General features: G+C 36.9%; 22 protein-coding genes. 11 read left to right on the top strand and 11 right to left on the bottom strand.

Going from position 1 to position 15,703, the window contains the following annotated elements:
• Nucleotides 1–22 precede the first annotated feature (22 nt).
• Entirely contained in the window at nucleotides 23–1,189 is a 1,167-nt protein-coding gene (locus NSQ84_RS04325) for a MalY/PatB family protein (protein ID WP_339212249.1), read from the top strand.
• Nucleotides 1,190–1,218: 29 nt separating this feature from the next.
• Here NSQ84_RS04325 and NSQ84_RS04320 read toward each other — a convergent pair whose 3' ends face one another.
• Nucleotides 1,219–1,416 (bottom strand): hypothetical protein, encoded by a 198-nt coding sequence (locus NSQ84_RS04320; protein WP_063387054.1) that lies wholly within the window; start codon nucleotides 1,414–1,416, stop codon nucleotides 1,219–1,221.
• Between the two features lie 128 nt (nucleotides 1,417–1,544).
• Here NSQ84_RS04320 and NSQ84_RS04315 point away from each other — a divergent pair, with 128 nt between their 5' ends.
• Nucleotides 1,545–1,928, top strand: coding sequence for a kinase-associated lipoprotein B (locus NSQ84_RS04315; protein WP_063387055.1), 384 nt, complete (start codon nucleotides 1,545–1,547; stop codon nucleotides 1,926–1,928).
• 30 nt (nucleotides 1,929–1,958) lie between these two features.
• Here NSQ84_RS04315 and kapD read toward each other — a convergent pair whose 3' ends face one another.
• Nucleotides 1,959–2,579 (bottom strand): 3'-5' exonuclease KapD, encoded by a 621-nt coding sequence (kapD, locus tag NSQ84_RS04310; protein ID WP_063387101.1) that lies wholly within the window; start codon nucleotides 2,577–2,579, stop codon nucleotides 1,959–1,961.
• A 140-nt stretch (nucleotides 2,580–2,719) separates the two neighbouring features.
• On the opposite strand from kapD, the gene NSQ84_RS04305 reads away from it, so the two are divergent.
• The gene (locus NSQ84_RS04305; RefSeq protein WP_327856012.1) at nucleotides 2,720–3,127 is read left to right on the top strand and encodes a thiol-disulfide oxidoreductase DCC family protein; all 408 of its coding nucleotides are present in this window, start codon (nucleotides 2,720–2,722) and stop codon (nucleotides 3,125–3,127) included.
• Between the two features lie 134 nt (nucleotides 3,128–3,261).
• Here NSQ84_RS04305 and NSQ84_RS04300 read toward each other — a convergent pair whose 3' ends face one another.
• The gene (locus NSQ84_RS04300; RefSeq protein ID WP_066249259.1) at nucleotides 3,262–3,459 is read right to left on the bottom strand and encodes a hypothetical protein; all 198 of its coding nucleotides are present in this window, start codon (nucleotides 3,457–3,459) and stop codon (nucleotides 3,262–3,264) included.
• Between the two features lie 173 nt (nucleotides 3,460–3,632).
• Here NSQ84_RS04300 and NSQ84_RS04295 point away from each other — a divergent pair, with 173 nt between their 5' ends.
• The 7 genes from NSQ84_RS04295 to mnhG are packed head-to-tail and all read left to right on the top strand — an operon-like array spanning nucleotide 3,633 to nucleotide 9,396.
• On the top strand, nucleotides 3,633–6,053 hold the full coding sequence (locus tag NSQ84_RS04295) for a Na+/H+ antiporter subunit A (RefSeq protein ID WP_327873257.1): 2,421 nt from the start codon (nucleotides 3,633–3,635) through the stop codon (nucleotides 6,051–6,053).
• A complete protein-coding gene (locus NSQ84_RS04290) occupies nucleotides 6,025–6,462 on the top strand; it encodes a Na(+)/H(+) antiporter subunit B (RefSeq protein ID WP_130157063.1) in 438 nt (145 codons plus the stop codon). The genes NSQ84_RS04295 and NSQ84_RS04290 overlap by 29 nt, the downstream gene beginning before the upstream one ends.
• Nucleotides 6,462–6,800, top strand: coding sequence for a Na(+)/H(+) antiporter subunit C (locus tag NSQ84_RS04285; RefSeq protein WP_066249252.1), 339 nt, complete (start codon nucleotides 6,462–6,464; stop codon nucleotides 6,798–6,800). Before NSQ84_RS04290 ends, NSQ84_RS04285 begins: the two co-directional genes overlap by 1 nt.
• Entirely contained in the window at nucleotides 6,797–8,281 is a 1,485-nt protein-coding gene (locus tag NSQ84_RS04280) for a Na+/H+ antiporter subunit D (RefSeq protein ID WP_327873258.1), read from the top strand. Before NSQ84_RS04285 ends, NSQ84_RS04280 begins: the two co-directional genes overlap by 4 nt.
• A gap of 5 nt (nucleotides 8,282–8,286) precedes the next feature.
• The gene (locus tag NSQ84_RS04275; RefSeq protein ID WP_130157059.1) at nucleotides 8,287–8,763 is read left to right on the top strand and encodes a Na+/H+ antiporter subunit E; all 477 of its coding nucleotides are present in this window, start codon (nucleotides 8,287–8,289) and stop codon (nucleotides 8,761–8,763) included.
• Nucleotides 8,763–9,050 (top strand): Na(+)/H(+) antiporter subunit F1, encoded by a 288-nt coding sequence (locus NSQ84_RS04270; protein WP_339212246.1) that lies wholly within the window; start codon nucleotides 8,763–8,765, stop codon nucleotides 9,048–9,050. The genes NSQ84_RS04275 and NSQ84_RS04270 overlap by 1 nt, the downstream gene beginning before the upstream one ends.
• Nucleotides 9,031–9,396 carry a monovalent cation/H(+) antiporter subunit G gene (gene mnhG, locus NSQ84_RS04265; protein WP_311066995.1) on the top strand — a complete coding sequence of 122 codons (366 nt, stop codon included), beginning with the start codon at nucleotides 9,031–9,033 and terminating at the stop codon, nucleotides 9,394–9,396. Before NSQ84_RS04270 ends, mnhG begins: the two co-directional genes overlap by 20 nt.
• Before the next feature lie 42 nt (nucleotides 9,397–9,438).
• Here the strand turns inward: mnhG and NSQ84_RS04260 are convergent, their stop codons facing one another.
• From NSQ84_RS04260 to NSQ84_RS04240, 5 genes are all read right to left on the bottom strand, one after another.
• The gene (locus NSQ84_RS04260; RefSeq protein WP_327873259.1) at nucleotides 9,439–10,077 is read right to left on the bottom strand and encodes a response regulator transcription factor; all 639 of its coding nucleotides are present in this window, start codon (nucleotides 10,075–10,077) and stop codon (nucleotides 9,439–9,441) included.
• 66 nt (nucleotides 10,078–10,143) lie between these two features.
• Nucleotides 10,144–12,441 (bottom strand): histidine kinase, encoded by a 2,298-nt coding sequence (locus NSQ84_RS04255; RefSeq protein WP_339212243.1) that lies wholly within the window; start codon nucleotides 12,439–12,441, stop codon nucleotides 10,144–10,146.
• A gap of 27 nt (nucleotides 12,442–12,468) precedes the next feature.
• The gene (gene comX, locus NSQ84_RS04250) at nucleotides 12,469–12,630 is read right to left on the bottom strand and encodes a competence pheromone ComX (protein WP_082830253.1); all 162 of its coding nucleotides are present in this window, start codon (nucleotides 12,628–12,630) and stop codon (nucleotides 12,469–12,471) included.
• A gap of 16 nt (nucleotides 12,631–12,646) precedes the next feature.
• Entirely contained in the window at nucleotides 12,647–13,579 is a 933-nt protein-coding gene (locus tag NSQ84_RS04245) for a polyprenyl synthetase family protein (protein ID WP_339212242.1), read from the bottom strand.
• Nucleotides 13,580–13,696: 117 nt separating this feature from the next.
• Nucleotides 13,697–13,837, bottom strand: coding sequence for a DegQ family regulator (locus tag NSQ84_RS04240; protein WP_063387066.1), 141 nt, complete (start codon nucleotides 13,835–13,837; stop codon nucleotides 13,697–13,699).
• A 339-nt stretch (nucleotides 13,838–14,176) separates the two neighbouring features.
• Here NSQ84_RS04240 and NSQ84_RS04235 point away from each other — a divergent pair, with 339 nt between their 5' ends.
• Nucleotides 14,177–14,416 (top strand): helix-turn-helix transcriptional regulator, encoded by a 240-nt coding sequence (locus NSQ84_RS04235; protein ID WP_232515690.1) that lies wholly within the window; start codon nucleotides 14,177–14,179, stop codon nucleotides 14,414–14,416.
• A 49-nt stretch (nucleotides 14,417–14,465) separates the two neighbouring features.
• On the opposite strand, the gene NSQ84_RS04230 is transcribed toward NSQ84_RS04235, so the two are convergent.
• From NSQ84_RS04230 to NSQ84_RS04220, 3 genes are all read right to left on the bottom strand, one after another.
• Complete coding sequence (locus tag NSQ84_RS04230) at nucleotides 14,466–14,714, bottom strand: YueH family protein (RefSeq protein ID WP_327873263.1); 249 nt, start codon at nucleotides 14,712–14,714, stop codon at nucleotides 14,466–14,468.
• A 79-nt stretch (nucleotides 14,715–14,793) separates the two neighbouring features.
• On the bottom strand, nucleotides 14,794–15,012 hold the full coding sequence (locus tag NSQ84_RS04225) for a spore germination protein (protein WP_339212240.1): 219 nt from the start codon (nucleotides 15,010–15,012) through the stop codon (nucleotides 14,794–14,796).
• Nucleotides 15,013–15,075: 63 nt separating this feature from the next.
• A complete protein-coding gene (locus NSQ84_RS04220; RefSeq protein WP_063387069.1) occupies nucleotides 15,076–15,606 on the bottom strand; it encodes an HD domain-containing protein in 531 nt (176 codons plus the stop codon).
• Nucleotides 15,607–15,703 lie beyond the last annotated feature (97 nt).

Here is a 15,703-nt window from a genome sequence, read left to right as displayed (position 1 = left end):
ACATTGGTATTGAGGTGAGAAGATGAGTGATTTTGATCAAGTAATAAAAAGAAAAGGAACACAATCTTACAAATGGGATTTCACAAAAGAATTGTTCGGACATGAAGATGTTTTGCCAATGTGGGTAGCTGATATGGATTTGAAATCTCCCGATGCGGTCATAGCGGCTTTGAAAGAACGAGTCGAACACGGTGTGTACGGCTATACTGGCGTCGCCTCCAAAACAAAAAAATCGGTTCAAAATTGGCTAAAAACAAGACATGGATGGGAAATTTCAGCCGATTCACTTGATTTTTGTTCAGGCGTAGTGGAAGCAATGAGCATAGCCATCCAAGCATTAACGGAAGAGGGGGATCGGATTGTGATTCAGCCCCCGGTATACAAGCCTTTTTTTGACATGGTGAAGTATAATAAACGCATTGTTGTGGAGAATGAATTAGTTTTAAAAGACGGGCGTTATTCTATCGATTTTGAAGATTTGGCGGAAAAGCTGGCAGATCCATCCGTCAAAATGCTGATTCTTTGCAACCCGCAAAACCCGAGCGGAAGAGTATGGACAAAAGAGGAGCTTGCAAAAATCGGCGAATTGTGCTTAGAAAACGGCGTGTTTGTTTTTTCAGATGAAATTCATTCAGATATTTTGCTGTTCGGCAATAAGCACACTCCTTTTGCTTCCATCAGTGAATCATTTGCTCAAAATTCCATTACAGCTATTGCGCCAAGCAAAACATTTAATCTTGCCGGCCTTCAAGCTTCAGCAGTGATCATTCCTGATAAGAAAATATTAGGTAAATTTAAACAAGTGAAAAGAAAGCAGGGGCATTTTTCTTTAAATATTTTTGGCATTACGGCAATGGAAGCAGCCTACAATAACGGACATGAATGGCTGGATTCACTTCTCCTTTACCTTGAAGAAAACGTAAAACTTGTCGAACAATATATTGGGGAGCATTTAAAAAGTATAAACGTAATCCATCCTGATTCTACGTATTTAATTTGGCTTGATTGCCGTTCATTAAATATGACTGAACAACAATTAAAAAAACAGCTGCTTGAAAAAGGAAAATTAGCATTGGAACTGGGCAGTAAATACGGCAAGGCTGGAGAAGGTTTTGTGCGGATGAATATCGGCTGTCCGCGGCAGATGGTCCTAGATGGATTAAAGAGACTAAAAACGGCTCTTTCTTAACATTCGTTGGGAGGCATCGCCTCCCGGTTTCAGCTTCTTTTTTTCTCATTTTCTGAAAGCTTTTTCAGCAGCTCATTCGCTTTTTCTTCTTCCTTGCGGGATATTTTTTTAAAAAAAATGATCGCAACTACAGCTAAAATGATAAACGGAACCATTTGCAAAAAACCATATAAATATTCAATTTTATTTTCCGGAAAATATAGAATAAAATTTAGAAGCCATTCCATGATCATCACGACCTTTCAAATCCATTCTATCTTTCTACTATAGCAAAATTTTGCTTTATCATGCCATCTGCTCTGAAAATAAAAGTGTACAATAGGTGAAAACATTACAATTGCTGGAGGGGAAAACTTTGGACATAAAAGTCGGGGATATCGTTACAGGCATTTATAAAACCGGTAAATATATCGGGGAAGTTACCGAAATTCGGGAGAATCATTATTTAGTAAGAGTAAAAGCGGTTTTAAAACATCCGATGCAAGGGGATTTGCACCAGCCGAAACAAGCAGATGTTCCGTTCTTTCATGAACGCAAAGCACTTTCCTTCAATGAACAAGCAAATATTCCAAAAAAAATGGTTCACCATTATAACGGGGAAATTCCTGATTACGAAACTTCTCTGAAAGAAGCTTCCGCTGCTTTAAAGAAGGAGCTTGAGGAAGATGGAAGCGATTGGGCATTGCGTTCTCTTGAAAACTTGAATCGATTAGAGAGAGAATATTTTAAAGCATTATGAAAAGGCCACTACAAATTGCAGCTGGCCTTTTCATGTCGCTTGCTTTTGCCATAATTTTGTTAAATCTATTCGTTCACCAATTGTCAGCGGCTTTGGTTTCAAAAGATATTGCTTATCTTTTTCAATCAGCTTAAAAATATTAAAAGTTGTTAACGCATCGTCAAGTGCACGATGATGCTTGCCGATTCCTTTTTTGCCGTATTCCTCCACAGCTTTCCACAATCCTGTTTGATTGCGGTCGCCAAAAAATTTTTTATATTCCATTGATAAATCGATCTCCGTACCTGCTATTGGAAATGGCAGTCCATGCTCTTTGCAATTATGGCGAAGAACTTTCATGTCCATGTTGCCCCATGTCACGATCATTGTTTCTTCCCCAAAAGAAAGCTTGCGAAGAAGATGAACCAATTCGGAAAACGATAGACCGTTATCAACTTGTTCTTGGGTAATTTCCAAAAAACGCTTACATCGTTCTGTTAATTTTGGAAAAAATCTAGGTTTTACAAATGTGGAAAACGTCTCTTTAATTTTTCCCCTTTCTACCTTTACGACACCCGCTTCGATAATTTCCGGAAAAAAGCCTTCCGGATTCATTTTGTTCTCAGCCATTGTAAATTCAAAATCAATAAATAACTGCTTCTTGGCCTCCACGTTATCCTCCCCCCTTATGAATCACTGCTCCGAAAACACCGTTACTTCATTATATCATTTAACAAGAATAAATATCTTCCATTTCGGAAAATAAAAAATTTTTTATGAATTTTTTATTATAAAATAGAAGAAAGGAGTGAATATCGATGAAGCCAAAAAAAATCATTCTTTTCGACGGCATGTGCAATTTTTGCGATTCGACCGTAAATTTCATCATTTCGCACGATCCAGATGAAATTTTTATATTCGCACCGCTGCAATCAAGCAAGGGAAAGGAATTATTACAGCAATTCGGCCTTTCGACTGAATCTTTTGATTCGCTCGTATTATCGGATGGGAATCGCTGTTATACAAAATCCACTGCTGCTTTACATATCGCCAAACACTTAAGCGGGTTTTTGAAAATATTTTACGGATTCATCATCATCCCGAAACCAATTCGCGATTTTTTTTATCAGATCATTGCTAAAAACCGATATAAATGGTTCGGTCAAAAAAACAAATGCATCCTTCCTAGTGAAAACATAAAAAAACGTTTTTTACAATAATCCGAGGAAATTTTAAAACTTCCTGTTCATCTCATAAATTGTTCTTCCTGTAAATAAAGAAAAAAACTGGGCAATCGCCAATTTCCTTTAAAAAACTCGATTTTACTTGTATTTGCTTAAATATTTTTGGCATTTCATTCTAAGTAATTGATGACACGAATGTATTCTCTTGGTGCAAACGTTTCTCCCTTCATATTTTTGGAAAAAGTATTGATTGGCGTCCACTCATATGATGGATGTACATACGTCTGTTTCGTTTGTTCATGCAAATACCATGAAATGCTGAATAATAAGATAAAAATTAAAATGGCTGTCATTACCTTTTTTGTCATCATACCACCTCATTTTCAAGGTGGGAAATTTCACAAAAAAATATACATTTTATGATTTTTTTGATACGATATTTGTGGTCTTATGAACTTGAAATTTAAAAAGCTATATATGCAAAAAATATTGAGAACAATAAAATACAGCTAGTCCAAAACATTGGATAAGGAGGGTTTACATGACATTTCTGCATTGGGCTATATTATTTCCATTTCTATTTGCTTTCATGGTACCATTCCTATATAAGACATTTCGGAAAATACATACTGGATGGTTTGTACTTCCCCTTCCTATATGTTTATTCATATTTTTTCTTCAATTTTTGCCGGGAGTTAAGTATAAAGAAGGTATCGTACAAACTGTTAAATGGATTCCATCATTAGGAATTGATTTTGCTGTTTATGTGGACGGACTTAGCCTTCTGTTTGCTTTGCTCATTACCGGTATCGGCTCTCTCGTTGTTCTTTATTCGATCTACTATTTGTCGAAGGAAAAAGAACAGCTGAATGCGTTTTACGTTTATTTGTTGATGTTTATGGGGTCAATGCTTGGAGTAGTCTTAACTGATAATACTATTGTTTTATATACTTTTTGGGAAATTACCAGCTTTTCTTCTTTTCTATTAATTGGCTATTGGCATTATCGGGAAAGATCACGTTACGGGGCGCTAAAATCGATGCTTATTACTGTTTTCGGCGGGCTTTCCATGCTTGGCGGATTTATCTTGCTCTACATCATGACTGGAACATTCAGCATTCGTGAAACAATTGCCCAAAGCAACAGTATCGCCGACAATGGATTATTTATCCCAGCCCTTATTCTGCTCTTATTGGGAGCATTTACAAAATCCGCCCAATTTCCTTTTTACATTTGGCTGCCTGATGCGATGGAAGCGCCAACGCCAGTCAGTGCGTATCTCCACTCAGCAACGATGGTGAAAGCAGGCATTTATTTAGTTGCTCGTTTCACACCTGTATTTGCAGGAAGTGCCGAATGGTTTTGGATCGTTTCACTTTTCGGAATTTTCACCTTATTCTGGGGATCCTTCCATGCGGTGAAACAAACAGATTTAAAAGCGATGTTAGCCTTTTCAACTGTCAGCCAGCTCGGCATGATTATGTCCCTTTTAGGTGTCGGCTCTGCCGCTCTCTTGTTTGATCATTTTGAATTTTATTCAGTTGCGATTTTAGCAGCGATTTTCCATTTGATTAACCATGCGACATTTAAAGGCAGCCTATTTATGGTTGCAGGCATTGTTGATCATGAGACAGGCACTCGAGATATTAGAAAGCTTGGCGGACTCATGTCCCTTATGCCCATTACCTTTACGATCGGTTTAATCGGCGCGTTTTCTATGGCAGGTCTTCCACCATTTAATGGATTTTTAAGCAAGGAAATGTTTTTTACCGGTATGATTCGAGTATTGAACATGGATGTATTTCAAACAGAAACATGGGGGTTTTTACTTCCAGTGCTCGCATGGATCGGTAGTATTTTTACATTTATTTACAGCATGATGTTTGTTTTTAAAACATTTGCTGGAAAATTGCAGCTGGAAAATCTGCCTAAAAAGCCCCACGAGGCGCCGATCGGAATGCTGATTCCGCCTATTGTGCTGGCATCCCTTGTTGTTATTTTTGGATTTTTTCCAAACTTGCTTGCTTACAGCTTAATCGAACCGGCAATGAAATCTGTCATGCCTAGCGTGTTGAAGGATGGAGAACATTTTCACATTCATATTTCACATTGGCACGGCTTTACTGCGGAATTTTGGATGACAGTTGGCGTAGTGATACTTGGAATATTCCTATACTTGACAGCGTCAAAATGGAAAAGAGTTTACGATCTGCAGCCGAAAAGGATGACGCTCAATCAATTATATGATCATTCTTTAAAAACGGCAGGCAAAACTTCCAACCGGCTGACAAGCTTTTATATGACTGGATTTATTCGCGACTATCTCGTCTATATTTTTGCATTTATGATCATGGCAGTTGGAGCGACAATGATCATCAAGCAATCAATCTCTTTTGCTGCGGATGATGCTGCACCTGTCGGAATTTATGAATTGATCCTGTCGATTGTTATGATAGCCGGTTCAATCACAGCTGTTTTGGCAAGATCCAGATTGACAGCCATTATTGCACTTAGCTCCGTCGGGTATTCACTCGCACTGTTTTTCGTTTTATTTAGAGCGCCGGATTTAGCCTTAACGCAGCTAGTTATTGAAACGGTATCAACTGCCTTGTTTTTGCTTGCTTTTTATTTCTTACCTGAGCTGCAGAAAAAAGATAAAACTCGAAGATTCCGCCTAGTGAATTTTATAATTTCAGCAGGCGTCGGGGGGATTGTAACGCTGCTGGCCATTTCCGCAAGCAGCGAACGCACTGGAAAAACGATCGCGGAATACTTTCTGGAAACGAGCTATAGCTTGGGCGGCGGATACAATGTCGTCAACGTTATACTAGTCGATTTCCGCGGCTTTGACACGCTGTTTGAAATAACTGTTTTGGCAATCGCAGCGCTTGCTGTCTACAGTATGATTCGCCTTCGCACAGGAGGGAAAGACGTTGAAGAAAACGGGTTTAAAAACGAATGATCTTATTTTGCAAACAATTACAAAAATCGTGCTTTTTATCGTGATCATTTTTTCGTTCCATTTATTTTTCGCTGGCCATAATGCCCCTGGAGGCGGGTTTATCGGCGGGCTCATCACATCAGGAGCAATCGTTTTATTATTGATCGCTTTTGATGTCAAAACCGTGAAAGCGATTTTGCCCATTAATTATGTTAAAGTGGCGGCGTTCGGATTATTGATTGCGATTTTATCGGGGATCGGCTCCTTTCTTTTCGGAGTTCCGTTCCTTTCCCATACACATGGCCACGTTCACATACCGGTTTTAGGCGATACGCATCTTGCGACTGCTGTCATTTTTGATCTCGGTGTATATTTTGTTGTTGTTGGTGTGACAATGACGATTATTCAAACGATTGGAGAGACGGAATAATGGAGATTGTAACTTCCATTGTTGCAGGAATTTTGTTTATGACAGCTACATATTTAATGCTTTCAAAAAGTTTATTGCGGATCATTATTGGAACAGGTCTTTTGAGTCACGGAGCTCATCTCCTCATTTTAACGATGGGGGGACTGAAAAAAGGAACTGTTCCGCTGCTAGATGAACACGCAGCTTCTTATGTAGACCCTTTGCCGCAAGCACTTATATTAACTGCAATTGTCATTAGCTTTGGAGTAACAGCCTTCTTTTTAGTGTTAGCCTACAGATCTTATCAAGAACTTGGAACAGACGATATGGATCAATTGAGGGGAAATGATCAGAAATGAATAACAATATCATTATTTTACCGATTATTATTCCTATGATAACTGCAGTATTGCTTATTTTTTTCAATAAACAAGAAAAAGTGCAAAAATATTTAAGCGCTGTTTCTTCCGTTATAAATATCGGCATTTCCGTTTTCCTTGTTCACTATGTTCATACAAACGGAATCATTTCCCTTGAAGTCGGAGATTGGAAAGCGCCGTTTGGGATTGTTCTTGTAGCCGATATGTACGCGATTCTGCTTGTTTTAACGGCAAACATTATTGTTTTTGCCTGTTTGCTATTTTCCTACAAAATAGTAGTTTATAATCGAAGCAAATTTTTCTACTATTCCGGCGTCATGTTTTTATTGACCGGAGTGTCCGGTGCTTTTCTGACAGGAGATCTTTTCAATCTGTTTGTGTTCTATGAAGTTATGCTCATGTCTTCTTATTTTTTAATTGTTCACGGAAATTCAAAGCCGCAATTAAGAGAAACTATTAAATACATTTTAGTAAACGTTATTTCATCGGCTTTATTTGTCATATCCGTTGCATTTCTATATGCTGTAACAGGTACATTAAACATGGCTGACTTGAGCCTGCGAGTCGCAGAATTAGGCTCATCCGGCATCATCGCGGCCATCTCCATCATGTATTTAATTGTATTCGGATTGAAAGGAGCCATTTTCCCGCTTTTTTTCTGGATGCCCGGCTCCTATCAGGCTCCGCCAGCAGCTGTTACGGCTCTATTTGGTGCTCTTTTGACAAAAGTTGGCGTCTATTCGATCACAAGAGTGTTTACGCTTATTTTTTTGCAGGACATTGCATTTACTCATACGTTTATCGCATGGCTGGCGGTGCTTACGATCATATTTGGCGTTATTGGCGCCATTAGCTTCTCGGATATTAAACAGATCGTGATATACAACATTTTGACAGGCGTTGGTGTCATTTTATTCGGAGTGTCCACAATGACCGAATCAGGTTTAGAAGGATCTGTTTATTACATGATCCACGATATGATTATTAAAGGGTTGCTGTTCCTTTTGGTCGGAATCGTCTTTTCGATCACTGGAACAACAAACCTTGATAAATTCAGTGGACTAATAAAAAAATACCCAACACTTGGGTGGATGTTTTTTATCGCCGCATTAGCTTTAGCCGGCATTCCACCATTAAGCGGTTTTATCGGGAAACTGAAAATAGTCCAAGGGGGATTTGAGCAAGGTGAATTTGTATTAGCTTTCGCAGTCTTGCTTTCAAGCCTTTTAGTCCTATATTCTGTGATGAAAATATTTATTAACGGTTTTTGGGGAGAGGAAAAAATTCCGCAAGTTCGGGAAACCAGTCAAGTAAAAAGTCTTTACGTTCCGGCTGCTTTCTTGCTTGCTCTCTCATTATTTTACGGGCTTGGCACAGAATTTATCTCTTCATACATCAAACAGGCGGAACAGGTTCTTCTTTCTCCAGATCTTTATATTGAAGCCGTATTAAAGGAGTAGATCACATGGCCTTTCAAATACTGTTAAATTTTATGATTGCCATTACATGGATGCTTTTGCAGGATGACTACTCATTCATCACATTTTTTATCGGATATCTTTTAGGTATTATCATTCTTTTCGCGCTGCGCCGTTTTTTTCCAAGACGATTTTATCTGTACAATATTGCCGCTGTCATAAAGCTCATATTCATCTTTTTGAAGGAGCTTGTCCTTGCAAATATTGCTGTTTTAAAAATCGTTTTGTCGCCAAAATTGAAAATGGAGCCTGGAATTTTTGCCTTTGAAACAGAATTGGAAAAAGATTGGGAAATTACGATTCTATCCAATCTCATTACTTTAACACCAGGAACATTTGTTATTGATATTTCCGATGATAATAAAACGCTTTATATCCATTCTGTGGATATAGCGAATGTCGAACAAGCAAGAAAAGATATAAAAAGCAGTTTTGAGAAAGCTATTAAGGAGGTGAGCCGTTAATGTTTGAATTTATTATTTGGATTTCTTTGGCTCTTATCGCTGCTTCCTCTTTCTTATTGATGATTCGGCTCATCAAAGGCCCATCCGTTCCAGACCGTGCCATATCATTAGATGCGATCGGCATCAACTTAGTCGGGATCACAGCGATCATGTCGATTGTTTTAGATACAAGCGCTTTTTTGGACATTATTTTATTAATTGGAATTTTAGCTTTTATCGGCACGGTATCGATTGCTAAATTCTTGGAGAAAGGAGAAATTATCGAAAATGATCGAAACAATCAGTAAGTTTGTGATCGGATATCTCATTCTCCAAGGAGCCTTTTTCAGCCTAATTTCCGCCATTGGTGTGTTGAGGCTACCAGATGTATATACGAGAAACCATGCGGCTTCCAAAAGCGCGACATTAGGTGTGCTCTCTATTTTACTAGGGGTGTTCTTATATTTTTGGGTGCTTGAAAACCATATGAATGGAAGAGTTTTGCTGGGAATCCTGTTTATATTTTTAACATCGCCTGTAGCAGGACATTTAATCAGCCGCGCAGCTTACCATACAAAAGTGAAACTATGGGAAAACAGCAAAATTGATGAGTTAAAAGAAAAAAAGAAAGCAAAGGATAAGGTTCATTCATGAGCCTTATCTTTTTTAGCAATCAAATTGGACGGGACTTCTTATTTAAAGAATGCCTTCTGACTTCGCAATTAATACGGCTTCTGTCCGAGAGCTGACGTGCAGCTTATTAAAAATGGAAGTCAGACTATATTCAATCGATCTTTTGCTTAAATGCAGCTTATCTGCTATTTCTTGATTTGTTAACCCTCTTTCGACCTCCATTAAAATCATTTTTTCCCGATCTGTTAAAGGCTCATTTGCTTCTTTCATAGATGGCGACTTTAATGTCTGTCGTTCAATCAATTTTTTTACGTAATCAAATGATAGAATAATCTCACCAAGCAACGCATGGCGAATGTGAGATAATATTTTCTCTTTTGACTCCGTCTTGCTGATCACTCCATGAATGCCTAAGGAAATCGCTTCTTCCATATAATCATTGACATCATATCCAGTATAAAGAAGGACTTTGCATTGGTGTTCTTGAGATGTTATTTGCTTTGCCAGTTCAATCCCGTTGACGTCACCTAAATTCATATCCATAAGAACTGCATCATATTGCAAAAAATCGATTTTCTCCATAAGTTCAGCCGTATAAGGAGGCTCCAGACAATCCACTTCAACTTCAGAATCCGTCTCCAATATCGCTTTTGTCCCTTCTCTCACAGCAGGATGATCGTCAATCACTAAAATACGAATCATGTTTTCCACCTCTTTAGACAAAATCTACAGTAAAATGACTTGGCAAAAGCCAAGTCAAGAATGTGATTAAATTTCAATTAAGACCCGAAATCCATTTCCCGGAGAAGTCTCAATCTTCATTTCACCATCCAAAGCTTTTACCCTCTCTCTAATTCCGGACAATCCCATGCTTTCTGTTTTCGCATACAACAGTTCTTCATCGATGCCTACGCCATCATCTTCATAGTGCAATACAATTTTTTCTCTTATATTGACGAGCATAATTAATATTTGCTTCGCATTCGAATGCTTGCGCGCATTTGATAAAAGCTCCTGAATGATCCGGTACAAATTAAGCTGCATGTTTATATCAAGCTGCTTGTTAAAATTCCCCGTATTAAAGCGGATTTGAAAATTACACTGTTCTTCGTATTGCGCTACCAGCTTTGATACCGCCTTGACGAGTCCCAAGTCATATAAAATTTGCGGACGCAGCTCTTGACACGTTTCCCTCGTCATATGAATGATATCAAGAATGTTTTGATTCATGCTCTGAATTTTTTCGATCGTAGCAGCAGGATATTGTCCAGATTCCTCCAGAACCAATTCACATTGCCTTTTTAACGAAATCAAATCTTGCAGCACAGAATCATGCAAATCTTTCGCCAAATTGGAGCGCTGCTTCTCTTCAATTGCAAACAGCAGTTTTTTGAGCCATGCAGGATTGCTGTTTCCCTCTTCCGCTTTTTCAAGCCTTTCCATCAATTCTTCTATTTTCAAAAAGTTTTCTACAGTTACATTCGTATAAAAAGCAAGGGAATTCAGCCAAGAAATTTCATCACGAGTCAGTTTAGGGGTTTTGATGACAGAAAGGCAAATAATAACATATTTCCGTCTATTCGTTTCACCGACAGTTAACACAAACCCTTTATCAAATTCTACAATTTTCCCTATTTCTGTTACAGCATTTAAAATATCTTTTTCGTATGGGGCAATTTCTAAAAGACCGCCATCCCCATCATCATCAACCATTTCGATCCGTCCACTCTCATGAACAACAAGGCAATATGCACGGCTGACCTTCAAAACCTCTAAAATGGTCGATTTTAACTCAGCCATCATCTGTTTTAAACTGCCTGCTTTCCGGATCCTTGACGCATACTTCAAAATGCTGTCCTGATAATTATATTTTTCCGAAAACCGCTTAAACCGGAAGCGGAAGTCAACAATTTCTTTAAAATAAAAAACAAATATCATTAATATATATATAATAATTGAAAGTTGAATAGGGTAAATTTTGGGATTATGTTCTTTTAGCAGTATGATAAAAGCCACTAAAAAGATAGTCGGCAAAATGGAAAGGAGAGCATAATATTTGACTCTGCCTAGAATAAACTCAATATCATATATCTTTGATGATAGAAACTGATACACAAGGGAAAAAGGTACTAATAACAAAAATGACGCTAAAAGGGCAGGCGAAAAAATTGCTTGTTCCAAAAACAAATAAGGGATGACATATAGAACAATAAACGGTGAAAAAGCAATAACGTTTGTAACGATTAGTACTTTGACAGGGTATTCAATTTCAGAAAATTTAACTTTTCTTAAACCAACAATTTTGGTAACAAAGCTTATAAAAAAGACAACTAAAAAAGAAAATAAACTAAAGAATTTTGTGAATAAACTTAAATGATTATAAAAATCTTCAATGATTCTCGCAACTATATTGAGGAAAACGATAAAATACCCTGCATATATCAGTTTTTTGTTGAACAATACGTTTCCAAATTCAAGAAAATAATAATATAAAAAATGTAAATAAATGACTGGAACACTAATAAAAAATAAGAGCACTAAGTATTGTGAAACATGATCACCACGTGCCGAAGCACTGCCGCTTAAATAAGCTAAAGAAATAAACAATAAAAAAATGTTTAAAAAATATGGAGAAATACTATTTATTTTTTCATTTGATTTATATATAAAATAGCTGCAAAACAAACAAAGAAAATAAATAATTAATGGAATAATGAGCATGTACAAGGAATGTTCAGAAAAAATTAAATTTTCTACTTTTAATACTTTAATTCCATCTTGAGATTTAATCTTTAAAATACTGTCTTGTTGAAGTTGAATATTTATACCTTGAATTCTTTCTCCATTAAGTTCTAATAATATATCCCCCTTTTTCATCCCCGCTTTGCTCGCCCAAGCAGCAGGATCTAAATCAACGATTTCAACTTGACCTTTCTCATTTAATTTAAGATTAGCTCCAATATATGGAGCTTTAAAAAATAGATATAATGAATGAGAAACAATGAAAACGCTAATGATGACTAATAATTTATAAAATCTATCCATTATTTTAAACTTTTCAATCAACACTACCCACCGCTTAACGTTTTAAAATTATGATAACCAATAGCTGTAATTTGCAGAAAGCGTATCTACAAACCCATCAATTATACCCAATAATTCTTCCAATTCAACTCCAATCAAACTAGCTTGTCCATTCACGACTTTCTCCAAAACATCAGGGTTTTCGATTAAGAAATTTACGATTTCTTGCATATTGATCTCTCCTTTTTTATTTTTTGATTAAATTTGTTAATAGTTCATCCAATTTTTCAGCAGGCAGCGGAAGTTTTTTTATATAAGTTTCAGCCTTCTTAAGCGCGATGTGTTTCATCACATTTAAATATTGGGTGACTCCCGCTTCCAACAGCTTTTCTTTAAAAGCTACAATGCTTCCAAAGTATTCGTCAAAGTCTTTTCCGCTGTGCACATATTGTAAAATATCCACGCTTGTTTGATTAAATTTCCTTTGCAAATAAAGTAATGCCAGTGACGGCTTCAAAAACTTCCTGTCCTGTTTATGCGGAGTAAACAATCCTTTATAATCATTCTCAATCTGGCCGGCAATCCCTACTTGGTGCCCGTATTCCTTAACTTCCTCGTATCTTTTCCCGCATGCAAACATGACACCCGCTTCAGCTGCAAGAGCTGTAAGGGAACCTGATTTCCATCTAATCATTTGCAAACATTCTTTTTCTGTCTTCACGGCATTTGCCAAATCAATATGCTGGCCTTTCATAGCCTGCAAAGCATATTCAAGAAACAGACCAAGGATCTCAGAACGATAAGGTGATGACAGCGAATGGATATGCGATAAACTTAACGTATAAAGAAAGGATGAGCTGTTAATCGCTTCCCCTCTATCAATATCCATCCACGGTTCTGTAAAGTTGTCCAGATCCTCCAAATCATCAAACATATCAAAAGCTAGGACGAGCAATTCAACAGCTGCCATAAGCTTGTACAATTCTTCTTCATCATTTTCGCTGTTGAATACGTTCGCATGCAAATAACAAAGCTCTGCAAAAGGAAATGTTTGTTTAGATTCGATAAAACGATGCAAAAGATTCCGCAAGTAAAGCCAGTCTACAGACCTTTCGACCGCATCCTTCATAAACATTGCCACTTGAACTTTGTTTAATAATAACTCACTTTTTAATGCCATCCCCTCCTTTTGATCTGATTTATATTCAGCTTGAAATCTATGGATGTTTTACAATTATTATACTATAAATTATATATATTATCATAAAAAAGGCGACCAAATTTGGTCGTCGCCTCATTATACAATTTTCGTATATTGATATTTATCGTATTTGTCAATGCTCTTATTGATATTATCAAGCGCCTTTTTCGTTTCGTCTAACTCCCTTTCAAGCATTAAGAAGATCTTGTTGATTTTTTCGATTTCTTGATGATTCAAAGTATCACACTCCCTTGAAAAGATCCTTTTTTCGATCTTTCATATTTATTTTATAGAATTTTCGATCATTTTTCACCGAAAAACTAATTTGAAGTTTTATGCGTGATACCGAAAAACACGCAATGTGATTGTATGTGTCTTTTTGCGATGTATGGCAAACTTGTTATAAAGATTGCATGATCATGATTTTTATAACAGAAGGACTCCTTCTTTCCCCCATTTGTTAAATTCATATAAAAAAGAAGGAAAATTTTGATAAAAGAGGGTTGAATGAACGAAAGAACATTGATAGAATATTTTCTAAATCCCGAGAAGATATGACAAATAAGGGTGAACATAGTGGAAAAAAAAGAATATGTTATACATATTAAATTGGACAATTTATTGAAACAAAAAAGAATGACCAAACGAGAACTTGCCCGTCAAGCTGATATTCGCCATACGCTTGTATGGGAAATGTGCCACAACAAAACGAAGCGCCTTCCTCTAGATAAGCTTGCAAAAATTTGCTCCGTATTACAAGTCGACATACATGATGTCATAGAATTAGTAGAGAGAAAAGAAAGCAATCTAATGTAACCTCCGTCTGACAGCAGAGGTTACATGTTTCTCAAATCCTCTTGAAAATTTACATTTCCTGTATCCATTGAGTAATTTTCGAAGAAAGTGAAATGGCAATGTTCTCATTCGATCTTTTTGCAATAGAATTTTGTAAATGTTCTCTTGTTTTGTCATTGATTTCTTCATATTTAATGATCTTGGACCATTCAAGCTGCGGTACAGCAACTAATATATACTCCTCTTTTTTGTTTTCATAAATATAGACGTTTCTGATCTCTTCATCGTTATGTATTATATTTGCCTTTCGTACTTTCATTGTTTCACTCCTTTTTTCCCTCTATATAAAAAAATACCTGAGTTGAAAGAAAAATCAATCTCAGGTTTTGCAAAATATTTTACCTATTCCCTATTATCGGTTGATCAATGAAACTTTTCGAATGTTCATTCGTTTTGCTACGAACGTCAAATGTTTTTACATAGTCTCCAACATTTAAAGCTCCTGAACCAAGCGCAGATTTTAAACTCGCCTTAGGAGAAATAGAAAAGCTGTCACCCACTTTTATGATTCCTGAGTCGACTTCATTAATCTCAATTGGACCTACAAAAGAAGGCAAACGAAACCACCACTTCCATTGTTTGTTTATAGTATTGTATGATCAAACGCCTAAATTGTTCGCTTATACAATGGATTTTAACTGAGAATAGTACTTTTCAACTTTTTTATCTAGAGTCCTAATTTTCTTTAAAGCCAGCTTTTCGTCAATTTGACGGTAATGATGCATTCCGCCTGGTTCTTCATCCAATTCATCAGCAAGCCGAACTATACGCTGAAGAGGATTTTGCTTTAAATTACCATCAGGCAAATACGAATCCGTATGAAGGAGAATAGCTAAAGCAATTTGCTTGGCTGCTTCAGGCTTTTCCCCAAGCCTTATCAGCAGTTTATGCGCCCTGTTCGCTCCTTTTATTGCATGAATATCATTTTTTCGATATTTTTCATAATCCCATTTACCGTCCGTGTACCATTCATAATGGCCAATATCATGCAACAGCGCCGCCTTTGTCGCAAGATCGGGATTTACATTGAATGCTATCGCAAGACGAAAAGCGTGATCAGCCGTTTTAATCGCGTGAGCGATGCCAGATCGTTTTAAATATTTTTGTGTAATTGGATGAGTGAAGACTTCCATTAAAGTGACCCTTTTCACAGCTCATCCCTCCTAAATATTTCTGTATAAGATACCATATGTTCGAAATTTTCGCAACGGAAGTGGATTTTATAAATTCATGCAAATATACTGGCGG

Source organism: Aeribacillus sp. FSL K6-3256 (genome assembly GCF_037965805.1).
Classification (GTDB): domain Bacteria; phylum Bacillota; class Bacilli; order Bacillales; family Aeribacillaceae; genus Aeribacillus; species Aeribacillus composti.
The sequence above is the reverse complement of the archived record's forward strand: the minus strand, read 5'-3'. Positions and strand labels throughout refer to the sequence as shown.

Excerpts from the sequence above, each read along its gene's own strand:
- NSQ84_RS04245 (WP_339212242.1), bottom strand. The coding sequence starts at position 13,579 with ATGGCATTAAAAAGTGAGTTATTATTAAACAAAGTTCAAGTGGCAATG.
- NSQ84_RS04295 (WP_327873257.1), top strand. The coding sequence starts at position 3,633 with ATGACATTTCTGCATTGGGCTATATTATTTCCATTTCTATTTGCTTTC.
- mnhG (WP_311066995.1), top strand. The coding sequence starts at position 9,031 with ATGATCGAAACAATCAGTAAGTTTGTGATCGGATATCTCATTCTCCAA.
- NSQ84_RS04260 (WP_327873259.1), bottom strand. The coding sequence starts at position 10,077 with ATGATTCGTATTTTAGTGATTGACGATCATCCTGCTGTGAGAGAAGGG.
- NSQ84_RS04325 (WP_339212249.1), top strand. The coding sequence starts at position 23 with ATGAGTGATTTTGATCAAGTAATAAAAAGAAAAGGAACACAATCTTAC.
- NSQ84_RS04320 (WP_063387054.1), bottom strand. The coding sequence starts at position 1,416 with ATGGAATGGCTTCTAAATTTTATTCTATATTTTCCGGAAAATAAAATT.
- comX (WP_082830253.1), bottom strand. The coding sequence starts at position 12,630 with ATGCAAGAAATCGTAAATTTCTTAATCGAAAACCCTGATGTTTTGGAG.
- NSQ84_RS04275 (WP_130157059.1), top strand. The coding sequence starts at position 8,287 with ATGGCCTTTCAAATACTGTTAAATTTTATGATTGCCATTACATGGATG.
- NSQ84_RS04280 (WP_327873258.1), top strand. The coding sequence starts at position 6,797 with ATGAATAACAATATCATTATTTTACCGATTATTATTCCTATGATAACT.
- NSQ84_RS04230 (WP_327873263.1), bottom strand. The coding sequence starts at position 14,714 with ATGAAAGTACGAAAGGCAAATATAATACATAACGATGAAGAGATCAGA.
- NSQ84_RS04285 (WP_066249252.1), top strand. The coding sequence starts at position 6,462 with ATGGAGATTGTAACTTCCATTGTTGCAGGAATTTTGTTTATGACAGCT.
- NSQ84_RS04270 (WP_339212246.1), top strand. The coding sequence starts at position 8,763 with ATGTTTGAATTTATTATTTGGATTTCTTTGGCTCTTATCGCTGCTTCC.
- NSQ84_RS04300 (WP_066249259.1), bottom strand. The coding sequence starts at position 3,459 with ATGACAAAAAAGGTAATGACAGCCATTTTAATTTTTATCTTATTATTC.